At 41.9% G+C, this 16,837-nt stretch carries 14 protein-coding genes and 2 pseudogenes; 5 read left to right on the top strand and 11 right to left on the bottom strand.

Going from position 1 to position 16,837, the window contains the following annotated elements:
- Positions 1–147, top strand: a pseudogene (locus tag M1G14_RS10045) (TIGR00341 family protein); the annotation flags it as partial.
- A 211-nt stretch (positions 148–358) separates the two neighbouring features.
- Here M1G14_RS10045 and thrS read toward each other — a convergent pair.
- The 5 genes and pseudogenes from thrS to M1G14_RS10025 form a co-directional block, all read right to left on the bottom strand.
- Positions 359–2,302: a threonine--tRNA ligase gene (thrS, locus tag M1G14_RS10040; protein ID WP_247926569.1), complete on the bottom strand. Its 1,944-nt coding sequence runs from the start codon at positions 2,300–2,302 to the stop codon at positions 359–361.
- A 10-nt stretch (positions 2,303–2,312) separates the two neighbouring features.
- A pseudogene (locus M1G14_RS11000) lies at positions 2,313–2,515 on the bottom strand (hypothetical protein).
- 112 nt (positions 2,516–2,627) lie between these two features.
- The gene (locus M1G14_RS10035) at positions 2,628–3,950 is read right to left on the bottom strand and encodes a glycosyltransferase family 4 protein (protein WP_247926568.1); all 1,323 of its coding nucleotides are present in this window, start codon (positions 3,948–3,950) and stop codon (positions 2,628–2,630) included.
- 1 nt (position 3,951) lies between these two features.
- Positions 3,952–4,950 (bottom strand): LTA glycolipid anchor biosynthesis glycosyltransferase, IagA/BgsA family, encoded by a 999-nt coding sequence (locus tag M1G14_RS10030; RefSeq protein WP_247926567.1) that lies wholly within the window; start codon positions 4,948–4,950, stop codon positions 3,952–3,954.
- 102 nt (positions 4,951–5,052) lie between these two features.
- Entirely contained in the window at positions 5,053–5,640 is a 588-nt protein-coding gene (locus tag M1G14_RS10025) for a class I SAM-dependent methyltransferase (protein WP_049523074.1), read from the bottom strand.
- A 156-nt stretch (positions 5,641–5,796) separates the two neighbouring features.
- Here M1G14_RS10025 and M1G14_RS10020 point away from each other — a divergent pair, with 156 nt between their 5' ends.
- A complete protein-coding gene (locus M1G14_RS10020) occupies positions 5,797–6,387 on the top strand; it encodes a TetR/AcrR family transcriptional regulator (protein WP_024055141.1) in 591 nt (196 codons plus the stop codon).
- A gap of 161 nt (positions 6,388–6,548) precedes the next feature.
- Here M1G14_RS10020 and ccpA read toward each other — a convergent pair whose 3' ends face one another.
- Positions 6,549–7,553, bottom strand: a complete 1,005-nt coding sequence (gene ccpA / locus M1G14_RS10015) for a catabolite control protein A (protein ID WP_003005429.1) — start codon at positions 7,551–7,553, stop codon at positions 6,549–6,551.
- Positions 7,554–7,713: 160 nt separating this feature from the next.
- On the opposite strand from ccpA, the gene M1G14_RS10010 reads away from it, so the two are divergent.
- Positions 7,714–8,796 carry a M24 family metallopeptidase gene (locus M1G14_RS10010; protein WP_247926566.1) on the top strand — a complete coding sequence of 361 codons (1,083 nt, stop codon included), beginning with the start codon at positions 7,714–7,716 and terminating at the stop codon, positions 8,794–8,796.
- Between the two features lie 239 nt (positions 8,797–9,035).
- Here the strand turns inward: M1G14_RS10010 and M1G14_RS10005 are convergent, their stop codons facing one another.
- Both M1G14_RS10005 and M1G14_RS10000 read right to left on the bottom strand, forming a co-directional pair.
- Positions 9,036–9,485 (bottom strand): Rrf2 family transcriptional regulator, encoded by a 450-nt coding sequence (locus M1G14_RS10005; RefSeq protein WP_045759708.1) that lies wholly within the window; start codon positions 9,483–9,485, stop codon positions 9,036–9,038.
- 111 nt (positions 9,486–9,596) lie between these two features.
- Entirely contained in the window at positions 9,597–10,439 is an 843-nt protein-coding gene (locus M1G14_RS10000) for a metallophosphoesterase family protein (protein WP_247926565.1), read from the bottom strand.
- Between the two features lie 208 nt (positions 10,440–10,647).
- Between M1G14_RS10000 and M1G14_RS09995 the strand changes: the two genes are divergently transcribed.
- Together M1G14_RS09995 and M1G14_RS09990 are read left to right on the top strand one after the other, a co-directional pair.
- On the top strand, positions 10,648–11,994 hold the full coding sequence (locus M1G14_RS09995) for an Nramp family divalent metal transporter (RefSeq protein ID WP_045759710.1): 1,347 nt from the start codon (positions 10,648–10,650) through the stop codon (positions 11,992–11,994).
- Between the two features lie 334 nt (positions 11,995–12,328).
- Positions 12,329–12,871, top strand: coding sequence for a TetR/AcrR family transcriptional regulator (locus M1G14_RS09990; protein WP_070845988.1), 543 nt, complete (start codon positions 12,329–12,331; stop codon positions 12,869–12,871).
- 128 nt (positions 12,872–12,999) lie between these two features.
- Here the strand turns inward: M1G14_RS09990 and tehB are convergent, their stop codons facing one another.
- From tehB to rnr, 3 genes are all read right to left on the bottom strand, one after another.
- Positions 13,000–13,860 (bottom strand): SAM-dependent methyltransferase TehB, encoded by an 861-nt coding sequence (tehB, locus tag M1G14_RS09985; RefSeq protein ID WP_195487771.1) that lies wholly within the window; start codon positions 13,858–13,860, stop codon positions 13,000–13,002.
- 130 nt (positions 13,861–13,990) lie between these two features.
- Positions 13,991–14,458 carry an SsrA-binding protein SmpB gene (gene smpB / locus M1G14_RS09980; RefSeq protein WP_247920130.1) on the bottom strand — a complete coding sequence of 156 codons (468 nt, stop codon included), beginning with the start codon at positions 14,456–14,458 and terminating at the stop codon, positions 13,991–13,993.
- On the bottom strand, positions 14,421–16,781 hold the full coding sequence (rnr, locus tag M1G14_RS09975; RefSeq protein ID WP_247920131.1) for a ribonuclease R: 2,361 nt from the start codon (positions 16,779–16,781) through the stop codon (positions 14,421–14,423). Before rnr ends, smpB begins: the two co-directional genes overlap by 38 nt.
- Positions 16,782–16,837 lie beyond the last annotated feature (56 nt).

Genomic DNA, 16,837 nt, shown 5'->3' with positions numbered 1-16,837 from the left:
GTGAATCAAGTTCAGAACTCGCCAACATTAGATAGTGAAGCGACCAAGGAATTTTATGAAAACATTGACAAGTATATCGATCAAAAACTCTCTGAAAAAGATTCACAAAACGATCTCGTAAAAGAAAATGAAGCAGACAAGGACTGAGGATAGTCAACTTATCTAACTCATGGAAGCAAATCTTGGGAGGATATCCTATATCCAAAAGTTAATGGATAGAAAGGATTGTTGATGAGGATACTATTTGTGGTGGTTTAGCAGATCACTACTAGCTCAGCTTAATCAAAATGTAAAAAAGCAACAACTATTTCAGTTGTTGCTTTTTAGGTGGCTGAGATTTTGTTCTAGGTTAAATGGTTTATTTCTCAACACGGGATTTATTTGCAATATCTGTAAGAATTAATTCTACAAATGCATCCACTGACATGGTTTCTGTTTCTTTTTGACCATAACGGCGAACGTTTACAGCCTGCTCTTCCATTTCCTTGTCCCCAACGATCAATTGGTAAGGAATTTTTTGAGTTTGAGAAGCTCGAATCTTGAACTGCATTTTCTCATTGCGTTCATCCACATCGGCACGAACACCACGATCACGAAGTTTCTTAGCTACTTCCCAAGCGTAGTCCACGTGTTTTTCGTTCGATACTGGGATAAGGGTTACTTGGTGTGGCGCAAGCCAGGTTGGGAAAGCTCCCTTGTAGTTTTCAATCAAGATCGCAGTAAAGCGTTCCATGGTTGAGATTACCCCACGGTGGATCATGACTGGACGGTGTTCTTCCCCGTCTGCTCCAATGTAATGAAGATCAAAGCGTTCTGGAAGCAAGAAGTCCAATTGGATCGTTGAAAGAGTTTCTTCTTTACCAAGAGCTGTTTTCACTTGGATATCCAATTTTGGTCCGTAGAAGGCTGCTTCCCCTTCAGCTTCATAGTACTCAACACCCATATCATCAACGGCTGCTTTCAACATGCGTTGAGCATTTTCCCACATTTCATCGTTGTCAAAGTATTTGTGTTTGTCTTCAGGATCACGGTAAGACAAGCGGAAACGATAATCTGTCAAGTTAAAGTCTTCATACACATCGATGATCAATTGAAGGATCTTCTTGAATTCTTCCTCGATTTGTTCTGGAGCCACAAAGGTATGACCATCATTCAGAGACATTTCACGCACACGTTGAAGTCCTGTAAGGGCACCAGATTTTTCATAACGGTGCATCATACCGATTTCAGCGATACGGATTGGCAATTCGCGGTAAGAGTGCACATGGTGTTTGTAAACTTCGATGTGGTGAGGACAGTTCATTGGACGAAGAACAAACTCTTCTCCATCCCCCATATCCATTGGTGGGAACATGTCTTCACGGTAGTGATCCCAGTGACCTGAAGTCTTATAAAGTTCTACAGAAGCAATTGGTGGAGTGTAGACGTGTTGGTAGCCTGCTGCGACTTCTTTATCAACGATGTAGCGTTCCAACTCTCGACGGATAGTTGCCCCATTTGGCAACCAGAATGGAAGACCTTGACCAACTTCTTGAGAAATCATGAACAAATCAAGCTCTTTCCCAAGTTTACGGTGGTCACGCTCTTTAGCTTCTTCACGCATTTGAAGGTAGTTCTTCAAGTCTTTCTTGTCAAACCAAGCGGTACCGTAAATCCGTTGCATCATAGCGTTATCGCTATTTCCACGCCAGTAAGCACCTGCCACATTCAAAAGGTGGAAGATTTGGATGCGGCCTGTTGATGGAACGTGTGGGCCACGGCAGAGATCCACGTATTCACCTTGACGGTAGATCGTCAAACCACCTTCGTCTTCAGAGTGTTCTTCGATCAATTCCAATTTGTATGGATCATTTTTGAAGATTTCACGCGCTTCATCTTTAGTCACTTCTTCACGAATAGATGGGAAGTTTTCTTTAACGATTTTCTTCATTTCTTCTTCGATACGAGGAAGGTCTTCGTTAGAGATTTGACCAGCTTGGTTGTCTGTATCGTAGTAGAAACCATCTTCGATGGCTGGACCGACACCCAAGTGGATATCTGGGAAGAGGCGACGAGCTGCTTGAGCGAACAAGTGAGCCGCTGAGTGACGCAAGATTGGAAGAGCATCTTCGTGATCAGGTGTCACGATTTCAATGCTTCCGTCTTCAGTGATAGCACGAGTTGTGTCAATCAATTTGCCGTTGAATTTACCAGCAAGAGCTTTTTTAGCTAGGGAATTGCTGATGGATTGAGCAATGTCAAAAGTAGTAACGCCAGATTCGAATTCACGAACAGCGCCATCTGGGAAAGTAATCTGAATCATGATTTTCTCCTTAAATTAATTTCGTAAGTAATGTTTGGGAAGAGGTGTCTTCAAGCAGAAGATGAACACAAAAAAGCGACATCCAAAAAGGACGTCGCAACGTGGTTCCACCTTCATTTATGTTCCTCAAAAAAGAGGGACACCTCTGATTGGCTCTAACGTGGCCACCGTTTTATGTTTGCATAAAAGTATATCGAGTAGTCCCAAATCTATCCTCTACGCGATTTCCAGCTCCACGCGCTCTCTATCAGATTTCCTAGATTTGATATGTCTCTGTCAGTTATTATAGCACGATTGAAAAATTTTGCAAGAGAAAGTTTCATTTTCAATCAAAGAAATGCGTAATTTTACGGATTTTCTTCACCTGTTTGACAGACGCCTTCATTATCTTCACAGATCCATTGACCGGAAGAGCAATCACCTTGGTCGGGATTTTCACAATGGTCTTAGACATCCGCTTGACCCGACTTTGTTCAGGATTCAAATCATTTGAGAAGTCTTTAGAGATGATTTTATCCAGGTAAAATTCGTAGACCCGACGGCCAAAGGTTGCTGCAGAAATATCATCGATCTTTTCCGCCCACTTGGTCTCATCGATTGCAGGCATCTCGTCAATCGCTTCAAGAATTGCTTGTGACAGATCGCTCTCTTCATAAAAGAGCTTTCCAAACATAGGATCATCAATCACATGATCGAGATAAGGATTGCCATGAGCGATGATCGGGGTACCACTTGCAATACTCTCTAAATAGGTCAACCCTTGCGTCTCACTCGTTGAAGCTGAAATAAAGAAGTCAGCCGCCTTATAGTAGAGAGCTGTCTCATTTGGTGGGATCATCCCTGTAAAGACAACCGCATCTGAAATCCCCAGTTTCGCCGCTTGTTTTTTCAAATCATCCAAATAAGGACCATCTCCAGCCACGATCAACTTAACTTTTGGATTGACCTTGAGGACATCAGGAAGAGCCGCAATAACAGCCTGAATATTCTTTTCATAAGAGATCCGCGACAAGCTCAATAAAAGCGTTTCATCTTCTGCGACTTCATATTTTTCACGAAGGGCTGCTGTCTCTGTCGGAGTGATTTCTGGCCGGTCAAACTTGGCCAAATCAATCCCTGTCGGAATAATGCGTTTTTCTGCCTTAACCTTGTACTTTTGGAGCAAGTCATAGACGATCTCACTTGGACAGATGACGCCGTCCAGATCATTCATATAACTTCTCACAATGTATTTGACCATACTTGGGCGAATGACCATGCCTCTCGCAATATAGCGGACATAGTCCTCATACTGAGTATGGTAGGTATGAATGACTGGAATCCGCAATTCGCGTCCAATCCAAACTCCCAAAAGGCCTAATGAAAACTCAGTCTGGGTATGGATAATATCCAACTGGTATTGCTTGGCAATGGCAAGTGCCTTTGAAAAACCACGATAAGCAACGCGGCGGTCCTTAAAGGCGAAGAAAGGCACACTTGGAATCCGAATAATCTGCCAATCTTCATAGCGGTTCACATCTTTATCCGTTGTCGTAAAGATAAAGACCGTGTGACCCAATTTTTCTAATTCTGTTTTGAGCGTCCGAATGCTGGTCGCCACTCCCGAAACTTGCGGGAAATAGGTATCTGTAAATAATCCTACACGCATCTTACATCTCCAAAACTGTTTGATAGGCATCGACCAATTGATAAGCCACTAAGTCAATCGAACGACTTTCAGCGACCTTGTAGCCTGCCTCCCGCTTGTCTACTTGTCCGTTCAAGACCTTGTTCAAGGAATCCACAAATTCGTCTACATTATGGCACAATTCAGATGACGTCTCGTCAATCCAGCCATTATATACGGGAATATCCCGCAAGACCGTGTGCTGATGACTGGCCAAGGCTTCCAAAACAACGATTCCTTCTGTTTCTTCATAAGATGGGAAGAAGAAAGCATCTGAACCCGTCATGGCCCCTTGGAAGACTGCTCCCTTGAAGTAGCCAGGGAATTCCACATTACTAGGATGATCCTTTTCCACGATACGACGAATCTTACGCGGAATGATCCATTTGTTGATAGAACCTAGCCAAATAAAGCGAACATCCGGCATGCGACGGGCCACTTCTACGAAATCTTCAATCCCTTTGCGTTTAAAATAAAGCCCTGCACAGATGACAACCTTTTGGCCTTCTTGGATATTAAAATGCTTGCGAAAGACTTCTTCTTTTTTCGGATCCTTCTTGTATTTTTCCAAATCAATCCCATTGGAAACCGCGATAATCGGTGTGGTCACCCCATAAGACTGAATCAGGTGTTTGGAATACTCAGATGGCGTGATCACATAGTCTGCCTTTTGGTACATGTGAGCCAAATACTTACCAAACAAGGGCGCAAAAAAGTTAGACCCGATAAAGGAATTTTCAAAATCCTCACGGGTTGAATGGCCATGCATGATGACTTTCTTTCCACGACGCTTTGCTGCATGGAGCAAAAGGAAACTCCGTGGGCCATAGGTATTGATATGCACCACATCATAATCTCCTAAAATATCTGTCGTATACGGAATCCCAGCCAAATCAAGCGCATGCATTTGATGCTGCAAGGCTCGACCAATTCCTGATTTTTGTAATACGGATTTTCCTTCTAAATACAGTAAAACTTTCATACTTTCTATTATACCGAAATAAAGAGTGCCCAGCAAGTCTCTGCCTGTTTGCAGTATAAAAAAGAGGCTAGAACAGTTCTGTTCGAAATTTAAAATTCTATTTTATTTATATACGATATACAAAATCCAATTGCGATTCTGTTTTTCCTCAATTTTTGAAAAACCAATACTTGTTAGTAACTGACTAAATTCATGACTTGTACGATAATCTGTCATATGATAATGTATTTTTTCTTTTTCAGAAGCAATTATCAAAGTAGAATTGCTGGACATGACTCTATAAACTTCTTGAAAACTCTTTTTTATATCCTTCCAAAAAATATGGGTCTGAATAGCAAATATTCTATCAAAATAGTTACTTTGATAAGGCATATTCTCCACATTTCCAATCTTAAGTTTGACACTACCTTTTCTTATGGAATCTGAATGAACACGTTGGGCAGTTCTATATGATTCCTTAGAAATATCAATACCATGAATCTCAAGATTTTTATTTAAAGCAAGAAGGTTCTTGATAGTACTCCCGCCACCGTAACCAATTTCTAAAATTCTATAATTATCTGAAATAGTAGTCTGTTTAATCGCCCAAAGACTAAGTTTTTTAAAATAGAATGACCATATTTTTGTGATGACTCTACCAATAAGACCACTAGGTTTTTGAGACTGCTTAATAAGAAATTCAGTTAACATTAAATATCTTCCCTCAATTATTATAAGTTTGAAATATCATTAATTATATTTCAAACTTAATTGTATTGTAAATATCAGATATCGTCAAGAATTAATGAAATAATCTGAGATAAATTTCAAAGTTGTGCTATAATTGATATCAAATGGAGTGTTCAAATGAATCAATATCAAAAAACAACAGAAAAAAAGAAGCAAGCTATTATTCAGTCTGCTCTTTCTTTATTTAAAGAAAAAGGGTTTAAAGAAACAAGTATACAATCAATTGCAAAAGTCGCAGAAGTTTCTCCTGTGTCAATCTACAATTACTTTGATAAGAAAGATAATTTAGTAGCTTTATGTATTAATGAATTGTTTAAAGACATCATACAAGAAGCTGAAAACATTCTACTCAGTAATATAGATTATAAATCAAAATTAAATCAAGCCTTAGCTTTATGTCAGAAAAAAATAAGCCAACAGATTTCTAACTACTTTCAAGAAAAAACGTTAGAGGATCCTACTTTTACGAAACTTATGACAAAAGCGATAGATGAGAAAAAGCGTGAAATATATCGTGCATATATTGAGCTAGGTAAAAATGAAAATATAATTGCTAAAGATTTGTCAACAGAGGTTATATTAAACGTCATGAGTGCTCTCAATAGCACAGGAAATCATCTATCTCCAAATAAAAACATAGAAGACGAAACAAAACAAATTCATCATATTTTGTTGTATGGTATTTTAACAAACTCTAGAACGATTTAATTGTAACTTACACATCAATATTTGAACCAACACTCATTCAATTTCACTTCATCATTACTTATGATTAATGACACATATAAAAAGAGGCTAGAACAGTTCTGTTCTAGCCTCTTAGACTAGTAGACACGTCTTCCCATGTCGAGACTCTAGTCTACTAATCCTTATTTTTTGGTCGTTCCACGTTGGTTGATCGTATGAGACAACAGTACTTCGCGTTCTTCCAACTCTTCTTTGTGCATGATCTTGGTCAACATGCGCATACTGATCGCACCAAGGTCATACAAGGGTTGGCCAATCGTTGATAGATTTGGACGCGTGTAACGAGTTACTTGTGAATCATCACTGGTGATAATTTCAAAGTCTTCTGGTACCTTGATCCCTTTATCAGACAAGCCGTTCAAGAGACCTGCAGCCAATTCATCCCCTGTTACAAAGGCAGCTGTTGCTTTGGATGCAATGATGCGTTCTGCCAAGTTATACCCTTCATCGTAACGGTACTTGGATTCAAACACAAGTCCTTCGCTATAGCTCAATTTTTTCGCTTTCAAGGCTTCTTTGTAGCCTGTCAAACGAATTTTTCCATTGATATCATCCACCAATGGGCCGCTTACAAAAGCAATTTTCTTGTTGTGTTTTGCCAACTGTGTAACAGCATCAACGGTTGCTTGCTTGTAGTCAATATTGACACTTGGTAATTGGTGTTCAACATCCACTGTCCCAGCAAGGACAACTGGCGTACGAGAGCGTGAAAATTCTGAGCGAATCTTTTCAGTCAAGTGATAACCCATGAAAATGATCCCATCCACTTGTTTTGAAAAGAGGTTGTTTACCACTGAAACTTCTTTGTCATCGTCTTCATCGCTATTTGCAAGAACAATATTGTACTTGTACATTTCAGCAATGTCATCGATCCCCTTAGCCAATGTAGAGAAATAGCTGTTCGTGATGTTTGGAATCACAACACCGACTGTTGTGGTTTTCTTGCTGGCAAGACCACGCGCAACAGCATTTGGACGGTAATCCAAGCGTTCGATCACTTCTAATACTTTTTTACGTGTATTTTCTTTAACGTTCTTATTTCCATTCACCACACGACTAACGGTTGCCATTGAAACCCCTGCTTCACGGGCGACATCATAAATCGTTACTGTATCGTCTGTATTCATAAGATTTCCTTTCATTATTGAAAATTTCGTTTTCACTCTCTAATTAATCCTATTTTATCATGGATTGTAAACACTTTCAAGTATTTTGGTAAAATTTTGTAAACTCTTGCTTTTTTGGGGAAAATTTGACAAAATAGATCCATAGAAAGAAGGTAGCATTATGTCTAAATTAGATCAAATCGTCGATTTTCTTGAAACTGAAAAAACAGATGTCGCTGTTGTATCCGATCCTGTCACCATCAATTACCTGACTGGATTTTACAGTGATCCCCACGAACGCCAACTCTTCTTGTTCGTTTACACAGACCACGAACCACTTCTTTTCGTTCCTGCACTTGAAGTGGAACGGGCGACTGCAATTGTCGATTTCCAAGTGGTTGGCTATGTGGATTCTGAAAACCCTTGGGAAAAGATTAAAGGGGCTATCGCAAAACCCGATGCCAAAACCGTTGCACTTGAATATGATAACTTGATCCTTACCAAATACAATGGCTTGCGCACTGTCTTTGAAAAAGCAACATTTACCAACTTGACACCACGAATTAACCGGATGCGCTTGATCAAATCTGCTGATGAGATCCAAAAGATGTTGGTGGCCGGTCAATACGCAGATAAGGCTGTCAATATGGGTTTTGACGCCATCTCACTGGATAAAACAGAAACTGATATCGTTGCAGAAATCGACTTTGGCATCAAACGCTTGGGCTATGAAATGAGCTTTGAAACTATGGTCTTGACGGGGAATAATGCAGCTAACCCACACGGAATTCCTGGAAGCAATAAAGTCGAAAACAATGCTCTCTTGCTCTTTGACCTTGGCTGTATGGTCAATGGTTATGCATCAGATATGACCCGTACCGTCGCGGTTGGAAAACCGGATGATTTCAAAAAAGAAATCTACCACTTGACGTTAGAAGCTCAACAAGCAGCCATCGATATGATCAAACCTGGTGTAACCGCACATGACGTTGACCGTGCTGCACGGAGCGTCATCGAAAAAGCTGGCTATGGTGAATACTTCAACCACCGCCTTGGACACGGTATCGGTATGGATGTGCATGAATTCCCTTCTATTATGGAAGGAAATGACCTGGTGCTTGAAGAAGGCATGTGCTTCTCAGTCGAACCTGGGATCTATATCCCAGGTAAAGTCGGAGTCCGTATCGAAGACTGCGGCTATGTCACAAAAGACGGCTTTGGACTCTTTACAGAAACCAGCAAAGACTTGCTTTACTTTGACTAATCCTTTTGTAGATCCAAGTCGCAGCAAACAGAATGTTTCGTCAATAAATATAAAAAATGAGGCTGGGACAAAAGTCCTAGCCTCTTAATTGTTTTTGGATTGTCGAACAAGACGCAGTGGTTGAGTAGTCTCTACTACGCTGATTTCATCAGCTTTTACAGCCTACTCAACTGTTCGGAGGTGGGACGACGAAATCGAATTCTAACGAATGACCGATTTCTGTCCCACTCTCTTTTTTCTTATGAAACCGATTCGAGGTCCATTCTTTTCTGCGCGTCTTCTACGACTTCTTTTAGGCTGGTTTGAGCCATCTCTTTTTCCATAGCAGTCTGAATGTCTTCGAGCTTCCCATCTAAGACATGATGGATATTGTGACCTATTGGGCAATTTGGATTGGGGTTTTCATGGAAACCAAATAATTGGCCTGTCGAACCTAAGCATTCGACCGCTTGATAGATATCCAGCAGACTGATCTCATCGGCTGCTTTAGCGAGTTCAGCTCCTCCTGTCCCACGCGCTACATGGATCAATCCCGCTTTCTTTAACTGAGACAAGGTCTTTCGAATAATGACCGGGTTCACCCCAACACTCTCAGCAATCATATCACTGGTCACCTTGGTACAGTCCCCTTTTAGGGCAATCATCACTAGTACATGGGTTCCAATGGTAAACCGACTCGAAATTTGCATGTCTTTTCTCCTTTCTGCCTGTTCTAAAAGTGACATCCATTGGACGATTGTCAACAGACGACTCTTACTACCCTTATTATACTAGTTTTTGTTGTAATGTCAACAGTTACACTATTGAAAAAAGTCCTCTAACCAAGCATCGATTTCTCGATCATGACCTTCTCTCTGCTCAATCTCATGAAGTAGCTCATGATCGTGGGTATGATGAATGCCATTGACCAAACTTTCATAATACACTTGATAATAAGGAAGATGGAGGTCTATAGCAAGTTGGAGTTCTTTTTGCACATCATAATCCACCCGTCTAAAATCGATATCTTTTAGCCCCATTTGATCAAATTCAAGAATGGCATACATGGCCCGAAGATCCTTGCGAAGATTCTTTTCCAAAAAGAAAGGTTGACCGATCGACCCAGGATTGATGATCAGTTCTCCTCCTGTCCCGTAGCGAAAAAACTGCTGGTGAATGTGTCCGTAGACTGCAATATCACAAGACGGATTTGTCACCAAGCGATCAAAATCCTTCTGCTCACCAATGTGGATCAATTCCCGACCCCAATTCTTATCGGGTAAGTGGTGGGTAATGCCGATCTTTAAACCGGCGATTTCTCTATGGACCTGCATGGGCATTTCCTGCATGGCTTCAATTTCCTGAGGCGTGATTTCTTCAAGAATATATTGACACTGGCGCATAAGGTAGCGATGGCTTGATCTAGTCTCATCCAACATCCCCCTCATGGCGCGCCAAAGACTATCTTCCCAGTTTCCAAGGACTTTCACCGTAATAGGAAGCTCCTCTAACAGCTCCAAAAGGGCGCGTCTGCCTGTTCCAGGCATCAAACTATCACCCAAGAGCCAATATTCATCCACCTTGGCTTTTCGACTATCCTCAAGGACAGCTTCCAAAGCTGTCGTATTTCCATGAATATCTGAAAGTAAAGCAATTTTAGTCATGATCTTCTCCTTCTCTCCATTATAACAAAGCCTCAAAAATCTTTCAGCCTGAAACAACTATTTATAGGAAGTTCCTTTTTTTCTATTTATTTGATTTTCAAATGATTTTTCACTAAAAAGGGCAAGAAACCTCTCATTATCATGAACTATTATATATTTTATGCTATAATGGAGACAAATTGATTTATTCTTAGAAAGAAGGCTCATCATGAGTTTACAACAGTTTGAAAGGAAATCACTTCAAGAAATCAACCAATCTATTGACGTACCAAAAGGCATCCCTTTTTGGAAGACCCTCCTGCTCTTTTCAGGACCAGGAAGTCTAGTAGCTGTCGGCTATATGGATCCGGGAAACTGGATTACTAGTGTCGTCGGAGGGGCCCAATACCGTTACCTCCTCTTATCAGTGGTTCTTCTCTCCTCTTTAATCGCCATGCAGTTGCAACAAATGGCTGGTAAACTAGGAATTGTCCATCGTAAGGACCTGGCCCAAACAACCGCCCATCACTTGCCAAAATGGCTTCGCTATACCCTTTGGATTGTGATCGAGCTTGCCCTGATGGCGACAGATTTAGCAGAAGTCATCGGATCAGGGATTGCCCTCCACCTTCTTTTTGGCTGGCCCTTGCTTTTTTCCATTCTGATCACCATCTTTGATGTCTTCCTCTTATTGGGGCTCATGCATCTAGGATTTCGAAAGATCGAGGCCATCGTTTCAACCTTGATCCTCACGATCCTTGCAATTTTCGGCTATCTGGTTTTCCTATCGAAACCAGATATCGGGGGAATCTTTGCTGGATTCCTGCCTCAAAAAGAAGTACTGGGAATTGGTCTTCCAAAAGGAAATGAAGCCTTGACCTTGGCACTTGGAATCATCGGGGCAACCGTAATGCCCCACAACCTCTACCTCCACTCTTCCATTTCACAAACGCGAAAGGTGGACTACAAAGATTCAGCAGATATCAAACGGGCAGTGCGCTTTATGACCTGGGATTCAAATATTGAATTGAGCTTGGCCTTCGTCGTCAACTCCCTCCTCTTGATTCTTGGAGCGGCCCTCTTCTTTGGTCACGGAGATAAGATCGGTGCTTTTTCTAGCATGTATAATGCCCTCAAAGATAATCATATTGCCGGTGCTATCGCTAGTCCCTTCTTGTCTACCCTCTTTGCCATCGCTTTGTTAGCCAGTGGTCAAAATTCAACCATTACTGGGACCCTAACCGGTCAAATCGTTATGGAAGGTTTCTTGAGATTCCGCCTGCCACAATGGGTCGTTCGTCTCATGACTCGGATCATTGCCCTTCTTCCTGTCATCATCGTTGCGATCTTATTTGGAGATCAGGAACATGTCCTCGACGACCTTCTAGTCTACTCTCAAGTCTTCCTATCAGCGGCTCTTCCATTCTCCATCTTCCCTCTGGTTTATTTCACCTCTAACAAGGAAATCATGGGAGAACATGTCAATGCGAAATGGAATACTTTCTTAGGTTATCTCGTTGCGATTGTCTTAACTATCTTAAATTTCAATCTGATCGTGACAACTTTTATCAAATAAAGAAACCAGCACTTAAACGGTGCTGGTTTCTTTATTCGTCCCTTCATCTTGTTCCTCCATTTCCTAAAAATTTCCTGACCATTTTTTTAGGAGGGAATTATTTTAAATCACTAATTGTTGTGAGGTTTTCACAAAATCTTGCCAGTGCCCGTCATTCATAAACTTATAAAATTTTTGTACACTTTTCGTTATCTGTACAAAAATGAGAATTGTTGTCTAATTTATTCTTTTGGAGTATAATGCTCTTTGTTAGTGTCGTGAAATTATTTAACATATAAATTATTTTAACGTCAAATAAATAAGAATAAATTTATACAACTACAGAAAGGAACATATGGTACGCCAAAGACAAACAACAACCAAGTCAGACTTACGAAATGCGCTCTCAAAACTCCTCTTGCAACAACCTTTTGAAAGCATCACTATTCGACAATTAACTGAAACCGCTGGGATTAACCGCGGGACCTTCTACTTGCACTATGTCGATAAATACGACATGTTTGAGCAAATGAAAATGGACATGATGCAAGAATTGGATAGCCTCTTCGTTGAAGGAAGCCCTGTCAAGGTAAACTTTCTCAATGTGTTAACCGCTATTAAAGAGAATTATGATTTTATTTACGCATTGTCACAATCCTGTTGCTCGGACTTCCGTAAATTGGTAAGAAGTTTTACCCTTCATGCACTAGACGATACTCCCCATGCGAAAGAACACATCATTTCAGACTTTCAAGTTCCATACAAGTATGGGCTAGAAATTTTCATCGCTACGATTGAATCTGTGATTGTGACCTGGTTAGAATCCGGTGCCAAGGAAGAGCCAATCGAAATCGGGACGATCATTCTCAGCGTCTGCGACTTTGCTAACTGGAACTAAATTCCCCAACCTTTTCCTACCTTTATGGAGAAGGTTTTTCTTTTTGGCAAATGAACAACATATAGATCACCTTGTTCAACTTGTTTGTAGACAAGCAAAAAGCAGGATGCTAGGATCCTGCTTTTTCTTTATTTTTTCTTTGCCAACATGGTTGCAAATCGAAGTTGAATCCGATGGCCATTTTCATCTCGACGATGGAGATGGCCTGGATTTTCATTGTACTTGACCAACTCCCAATCCTTGTAATACTCCGCCAATTCTCCTTCTTTAAAGGTGAACGAGAAGGGCATATGGCAAGGATAATCTTCCGTATCCATGGCACAGACAATGAGATTGTAGCCACCTGGATTGGTATGCTCTTGCATATTGCGGATAATCGCTGGAATCCGATCAGCGTCTAAAAACATGAGGACCACAGTCGATACGATGAAATCATAGTTTTGAGTAAGAGCTGCAGCATTGATATCATAGAGTCCCACTGGCATATCTAAATCTTCCTCAGCGACAATACTTTGTAAGATCTCAAGAGCCAGTTCATTTTGATCTACAGCTGTCACGTCAAAGCCATGTTGGGCCAAAAAGAGGGCGTTGCGTCCTTGCCCGCATCCTAGATCCAGTGCCTTTCCAGCGGGGACAATTCCCACTGCTTCTAGCACTTCTGAATGGACAGGATTGGTGTTGTATTTTTTGGGGAAATAGTCTTTTGGCTCACAGTAAAATTCTAGGTACCACTCCACATCGTCAGTCGCCGCTTCGACACGATGCCAGGCCTGGGGCTCGGCCATGGGGTTCTCTGCTCCTGCTTCAAAGAGGTGGCTCGCGATTTCTTCCCCCTCTTCGGTCAATTCAATAAATCGTAACTGACCTTTTAAAACTGTAATCTTCCCCCAGGTTCCCACCTTGGTATTGTGCTTTCTTTGAAGAGCTTCTGGCATGGTATCCTTGGTCCAGATAGGCATGCGTTTGTAAGCGATCAATTTTTGTGTCATGCTGCTTCTCCTTTTTCTTTCAGTACCCTTATCATACAGAAAAAAGACCCTTTTTACAAGTTGGAAAAAGGAGAGCCCATCTCTAAGAAAAAAGACAGATCTGAAACAAGTTTCAAAACTGCCTTTTTCTTTAACGTGTATTGTATTGTTTCATGACCCGTGCAATGTCTCGGTTTTGTTCCCGACGTTTGATGGATTCACGCTTGTCATAATCATGTTTCCCTTTAGCAAGCCCCAAAAGCAATTTGGCATAGCCGTCCTTGAGATAGACCTTCAAAGGCACCAAGGTCATTCCGGTCCCTTTGGTGTCTTGGTCCAGCTTTTGGATTTGCTTTTTATGAAGCAGGAGCTTGCGACGACGGTCTGGATTTTGGTTCCAGATATTGCCTTCTTCGTAAGGAGCAATGTGGACATTGCTAAGCCAAACTTCGCCATTTTTTACTTGTGCAAAGCCATCTTTCAAGTTAATGCGTGCTGCACGGACACTTTTGATCTCTGTCCCCGTCAGCACCATCCCTGCTTCAATCGTATCCACGATGGTGTAGTCATGTCTCGCCTTTTTATTTTGCGCGACTACCTTTCCTTCGCCCTTTGCCATGTTTGGCTCCTTTCTTTGCTACTTCCTTGTAAAATGGTTTCTTCCCTTTTTTCTTTTTGGATTTAGAGGAAGAATCTTTCCGCTTGTCATCTTTTCTAGCGATTGATCCCTTAGAAATTTTTTTGTCCTTGCGTCTACGATCCCTGCGGTTGCCATCTCGGTCACGTCCTTTAGACTTGAGGCCTTTTTCGACGACGTCCCATTCACTTGGAATATAAGAGAAATCAATCTCTCCTGTCATCTTGTCGGCTCTTTCTACCTTGATTCGGATCTGCTGACCGACACGGAAGGTTACTCCTGATTTTTCTCCGCGAAGGGTTAGATCACGTTCATTAAAATGGTAGAATTCAGGAAGATTGGTAATATGGATCAAGCCTTCAACCGTATTTGGCAACTCCACAAAGAGGCCAAATTTCACCACACTGGAAACCACAGCATCGTATTCTTCTCCAACATAGTCTTCCATGTATTCAGCCTTCTTCATGGCTTCTACTTCGCGCTCCGCATCAATAGCTCGGCGTTCCCGACTAGAGGATTGGCTGGCAATATCTGGAAGGACTTGTTCAAAGTGCTCTGCCACTTCTTGGGATTTTCCGTATTCGCGCACCATTCGATGAACCATCAGGTCCGGATACCGACGGATGGGACTGGTAAAGTGGGTATAATACTCAGCAGCAAGCCCATAGTGGCCATGGTTGTGCTCTGAGTAACGAGCCTGTTGCATCGAGCGCAACAACATCATCGAAAGGACATCTGCATAAGGTTCTCCTTCAACCTTGCGCATAATTTCTTGCAGGGCTTCTTGGCTCATGTCACTAGCCGTTCCGTAGATCTGGATCCCAAAGCTAGAAGCATAATCGATAAACTTCTGTACTTTTTCTGCCTTTGGATCTTCGTGGATCCGGTAGATGAATGGCAGTTTCATTCGTGTAAAGTGCTCCGCCACTGTCTCATTAGCAATCAGCATAAAGGACTCAATCATCCGCTCCGCAATTCCTCTTTGACGGAGGACAATGTCGACCGGTTTTCCTTCTTTATTGACTAGGATTTTAGCCTCATTGGTATCAAAATTGAGGGCTCCTCGGCGAATCCGCATGCTTTCTAGAATACCATGCAGGGTGGCCATTTGATGAATACTTGGGACAATTTTCTTAAACTCTTGAGCCTTTTCTTCGTCGCCTGCTAAGATATCATTGACGTCACTATAGGTCATTCGGAAGGTCGTATTGATCACTGTTTGGGTAATGGTGTGCTTGACGACCTTGCCATGAGGATCAATCTCCATGATGGCAGACTGGGTCAGGCGGTCCACATTTGGATTTAAAGAACAGATCCCATTGGAGAGACGCTCTGGTAACATGGGTACTACTCGGTCGGTCACATAGACAGAGGTCGCACGATTTAGAGCTTCCTTGTCGAGTGCTGAACCTTCCTGAACGTAATAAGAGACATCTGCAATGTGAACACCCAGCTCAAAGTTACCGTTCTTGAGTAGCTTGATATGGACCGCATCGTCCAAGTCCTTGGCATCTGCTCCGTCGATGGTAAAGGTGATCTCCTCTCGCAGATCCAAGCGTCCCTCTAAATCCTTTGCAGACAGTGCATCTGGAACATTCTCAGCCTCTTTCAGCACTTCTTCTGGAAATTCTGAGACAATGTCCATGGATTCTAACACTTCCAAGACATCGATTCCTGGATCTGTTACATGACCAACCACATCCCGCACAGTCGCCACAAAATAATTGTGCTTGCGGCTCGGGTATTGATCAATTTCGACCTTGAGGATTTCGGTCCCTTCCAATTGGATGGCTGGCTTCTTCACATAGATCAGCTGGCTGATCTTTTGATTTTTCGAACGAATGTAGCCGGCATATTTAGGCTTTTCCTCATCCAGGACAATTTGTCCAACTACCGTTTTAATGCTATGCTCCAAGACATCAATAATCTTAGCTTCTGCTGCCGTTCCCTTGTTTCGGTCTGCCACCTTGGTAATGACGATCTCAACGGTGTCACCATCGATAGCGTGGTTGACATCATTTCGGCCAACAAAGAGGTCCTCTTCTTCGCCTTCTAAACTGACAAAGCCAAAGCCATTCTTATGCGCATGAAAGATGCCCTTGAGGGTAATAGCTGGGGCCTTCTTTTGAGCCAAACGAAGAGAGCCATCATCTTCGAATTTCAACTCATGACGGCGTTCCATCAGAGAGATGGTTTTGACCAAGTCACGGAAATCCTTAGACCCTTCCTTTCCTAGAGCTGCTGCCAGATCATTGATCTGGGCCTTGTCATGCTCTTGTAAATATTCTTTAATACTTGTTTTCATTGATTTATTTGCTGGTTATCCAGCCTCCTTTTTTCTATCCACTTGTGTCTTTGTTT

It is taken from the genome of Streptococcus parasanguinis, from assembly GCF_023109675.1.
Taxonomy (GTDB): domain Bacteria; phylum Bacillota; class Bacilli; order Lactobacillales; family Streptococcaceae; genus Streptococcus; species Streptococcus parasanguinis_I.
The sequence above is the reverse complement of the archived record's forward strand: the minus strand, read 5'-3'. Positions and strand labels throughout refer to the sequence as shown.

Coding starts and splice junctions, on each gene's coding strand:
- rnr (WP_247920131.1), bottom strand. CDS start 16,781: ATGAAAACAAGTATTAAAGAATATTTACAAGAGCATGACAAGGCCCAG.
- smpB (WP_247920130.1), bottom strand. CDS start 14,458: ATGGCAAAGGGCGAAGGAAAGGTAGTCGCGCAAAATAAAAAGGCGAGA.
- M1G14_RS10000 (WP_247926565.1), bottom strand. CDS start 10,439: ATGACTAAAATTGCTTTACTTTCAGATATTCATGGAAATACGACAGCT.
- M1G14_RS10005 (WP_045759708.1), bottom strand. CDS start 9,485: ATGCAAATTTCGAGTCGGTTTACCATTGGAACCCATGTACTAGTGATG.
- M1G14_RS10035 (WP_247926568.1), bottom strand. CDS start 3,950: ATGCGTGTAGGATTATTTACAGATACCTATTTCCCGCAAGTTTCGGGA.
- M1G14_RS10010 (WP_247926566.1), top strand. CDS start 7,714: ATGTCTAAATTAGATCAAATCGTCGATTTTCTTGAAACTGAAAAAACA.
- thrS (WP_247926569.1), bottom strand. CDS start 2,302: ATGATTCAGATTACTTTCCCAGATGGCGCTGTTCGTGAATTCGAATCT.
- ccpA (WP_003005429.1), bottom strand. CDS start 7,553: ATGAATACAGACGATACAGTAACGATTTATGATGTCGCCCGTGAAGCA.
- tehB (WP_195487771.1), bottom strand. CDS start 13,860: ATGACACAAAAATTGATCGCTTACAAACGCATGCCTATCTGGACCAAG.
- M1G14_RS10020 (WP_024055141.1), top strand. CDS start 5,797: ATGAATCAATATCAAAAAACAACAGAAAAAAAGAAGCAAGCTATTATT.
- M1G14_RS10030 (WP_247926567.1), bottom strand. CDS start 4,950: ATGAAAGTTTTACTGTATTTAGAAGGAAAATCCGTATTACAAAAATCA.
- M1G14_RS09990 (WP_070845988.1), top strand. CDS start 12,329: ATGGTACGCCAAAGACAAACAACAACCAAGTCAGACTTACGAAATGCG.
- M1G14_RS09995 (WP_045759710.1), top strand. CDS start 10,648: ATGAGTTTACAACAGTTTGAAAGGAAATCACTTCAAGAAATCAACCAA.
- M1G14_RS10025 (WP_049523074.1), bottom strand. CDS start 5,640: ATGTTAACTGAATTTCTTATTAAGCAGTCTCAAAAACCTAGTGGTCTT.